1 protein-coding gene is annotated in these 3,231 nt (G+C 41.6%); it reads right to left on the reverse strand.

What is annotated here, in order from left to right:
- A partial coding sequence (locus HMPREF0367_RS05630) for a VaFE repeat-containing surface-anchored protein (RefSeq protein WP_035402095.1) occupies positions 1-2,939 on the reverse strand: 2,939 nt, incomplete at its 3' end.
- Positions 2,940-3,231: the final 292 nt, after the last annotated feature.

Raw genomic sequence — 3,231 nt, forward strand, 5'->3', positions numbered from 1 at the left:
GTATCAAAATGATTTAAGTCAATTGGTGTATCTGGCGTATCGGTATCCTTTGGTGTGTCTGGAACTTCCGACACTTCCTTGATTGTTACAGTCTGTCCATCGTCTGTAATGTCCTTATGTTCCGTCACTTTCTTTGGTTCGTCTGGATTGGTCATATCGTATAATTCCTCAAATGTGACAAGGCTCTTTCCACCAAGAGAAGAACCATCAAAGGTAAAGACAATCTCAACCGTCATTTTTTCATTGTCGGCTGTAAATTCATAATCATTGGATACTTTCTTTCCATCAATCAGAAGTTCTGCATTTTCCTCTTTTAACATCTGCCAGCCGGAAAGTTTGTATTTTGTTCCAACTTCCAGACCATCTAATGTGACTTTATCCACAATCGTTACATCTTTTCCGGCTTCGATTTCTTTCTTGCCGTTCTTGTCCGTAGCGGTCGTATGGATTTTGATGATACGTTCTGTGATAAGAACAGTCTGTCCATCATCGTTGATGTCTTTATGTTCGGCAACCTTGACAGGCTCTTTCGGATTGCTCATATCGTACAATTCCTCAAAGGTAACAAGGTTCTGACCACCAAGAGCTGAACCATCAAAACTGTAAGTAATCCTAACCGTCATTTTTTCGCTGTCAGCAGTAAAGGTATAATCACTGTCTACACGTTTCCCATCAATGAGAAGTTCCGCATTTTCTTCCTTTACCATCTGCCAGCCGGAAAGTTTATATTTTCTGCCTGTTTCCAATCCATCAAGTGTGACTTCGTCCACGATCTTGATGTCTTTTCCGGCAACAATCATCTTTTCGCCTGTTTTCTTGTCGGTAGCTGTGGTATGGATTGTGATTTCTTTTTCGTATTCATCGGTAAGCGTACCTAAATCAATGGTCACTTTATTTCTGGATACGACTATTTCAAAAGCTGGAATCAGCTTAAATCCGGCGTTGGAATCACACTTTAATTCCTCAATCACATAAGTATCATAAAGTAATGCACCTTTGCTGTCGTCTGGTTCAGAAGTTCCAAACCATACACCGTCCTCACTGGATTTTCCGGCATTAGTATTGACCTTATGGGAAGCCCAGCTTGAAGCAGTGGAGAACTGACCGTTGTTGTCAGTAACTACAATATGGGATTCTCCCGTTGTCTTGCTTGTAATTCTGAATGGAACACCTGCAAGACGTTTGTGTGTACCTGCACCGATTTTTACACCCTCAATATCGCCACGCTTAATCTGGTTGTAGACAGAGTGGGATTTGTCAGTCAAGTCTACGATTTTTCCATCTTCTGTGATAGAAAAGTCGATTGCCTTTGCACCATCTGTCAAGTAGCCCTCTGGTGCTTTGCTTTCTTCTAATCTGTAATTTCCGTAAGGGAGTAAATCAGCAGAAGTAGAAGCGATTCCGTCAATTCCTGTCTGAATCTTCTTGACAGTTTCATTCTTGCTGTATAATTTTCCCTCAACCAGTACAGGACTGTCATTTAAGGAAATGATATTAAATTCTGTGTACTGTAAGGTCGCACTTCCCTGTGCTTTGGTATCCTTTGTTTCAAGGTCACGTTTCTGGATTTTTACACCGCCACGGATAACCTTATCGGATACGGAATACTGGTTACTTCCAGAAAGTACGGCAAGTTCGCCATCTTCGGAAATCTGTGTAAGGTACGTCCCCTTAATCTGTTCAGAACTTCCGTCAGCCTGCATATATGCACCATCTAATAAGTAGCCGTTTGGTGCTTTGGTTTCTGTGACAGTAAGTGTACCAAGTGGCAGTACATTTTTACCGTCCTGTGTATAGAAGCTGTCGCCAGATACTTTGTAGTTGTCAGCAAGTCTGGATACATAATAGATAGTTCCGTCACTGTCTTTTTCGGCAACTGTTTTGGTTGTCCATGTACGGGTAGCCTTTGCAGGAAGATTGTCTGCATTGTAGTAACCGTCATAATAGCTCCATGTGAACTCTGCACCCTCTAAAGAAGCAGTTCCCTGTGGAGTAGATTTTCCTGTTTCCATGTCAATTTTGAATAAATCAATCAAAGTTTCTGTGACCTTTGGAGTGTCAGCAACAGTTAAAGTCGCTGTTTTTCCAACTTCCACATTTAAGGCATGGACAGTAGAATCCAGCATATAACCCTTTGGAGCAGAAAGCTCTTTGATATACACTGTTCCAGCTTTTACCTCAACTTCTTTGGTATCGCCGGTTCCATCGGCAGTAAGTGTGGCAAGCTGGCTGTTACAGCCTTTATCAGAATAGACACCAAATGTTGCACCCTCAAAGGAATAGTTGGCATTGCCATCTGTGACCGTGGGATTGGAAGAAGTCTTTTTGACCTTTGCATTTCCCACATTTAACTTCGCCCAGAACTGTCCGATGTCCTGTCCTTCGCCAGTATAAATGTAACCGCCACATTCATAGCGTCCCTTATTTGCTTTCACAAATGCTTTCGCACCAGCGTAAACTTCATTCTGTACTGCCTGTGAGATTTCATTATAGGAAGCTCTGACGTTATCGCACTGCCAGCCGAGCTGTTCACTCAACCTCTGCCAGACAACACACTGTTCCAGCAAGTATCCCTGCTTGTAATTCAAGTTCGTATGAGAAGCGGTATATTGCTTGACGTACTCTAAGGAAAGAGCAACGTCTGCAATCTGATCGCTACTCATACGGGTGCTTGCGTCAGAACGGGTTTTATATCCATTCTTGAAACTGGTGTTGATGTCCACACAGTAGGCAGTTTCGCCCTCAACTTTCATGTGTCCCTCATTGAATGTAGATTTGATAGAACCGTCATTCATAACGTGTTCAATGTAGCCGACACGTTCTGCTGATTCTGTCCAGTATTGATTGCCGGAAGCATGAACCGCCGTCACTGGTAATGCCGTGAGAATGGTTGCAAAAGCAAGCGTCCCTGTCAGCAATCGCTTTACTAGCTTATTCATATTTTCTCTTTCTCCTTTCGATTTTGGGTATGAAAAAAGACGCTCATTTATTGAACGTCTTTAACTAAATAGTCGATATTGAGATTTGGGATTGGGTACAAATCAGATAATTTTGATTGCACCTCATTGCATTAAAATTGCATTTTTTAATATTTTTATATGGTTTTATAGTTACTTATATTGCCTAAAAATGGCTTAAAATCAACGATTTTGCTTTATACTCCGCACTGTCTTTCTGGAGTTTGAATAGTATACAAACAGCAAAAAAGAGGGTCTAACAGTTGAGTAGTTT

This window comes from Faecalitalea cylindroides ATCC 27803 (genome assembly GCF_000469305.1).
Classification (GTDB): Bacteria; Bacillota_I; Bacilli_A; order Erysipelotrichales; family Erysipelotrichaceae; genus Faecalitalea; species Faecalitalea cylindroides.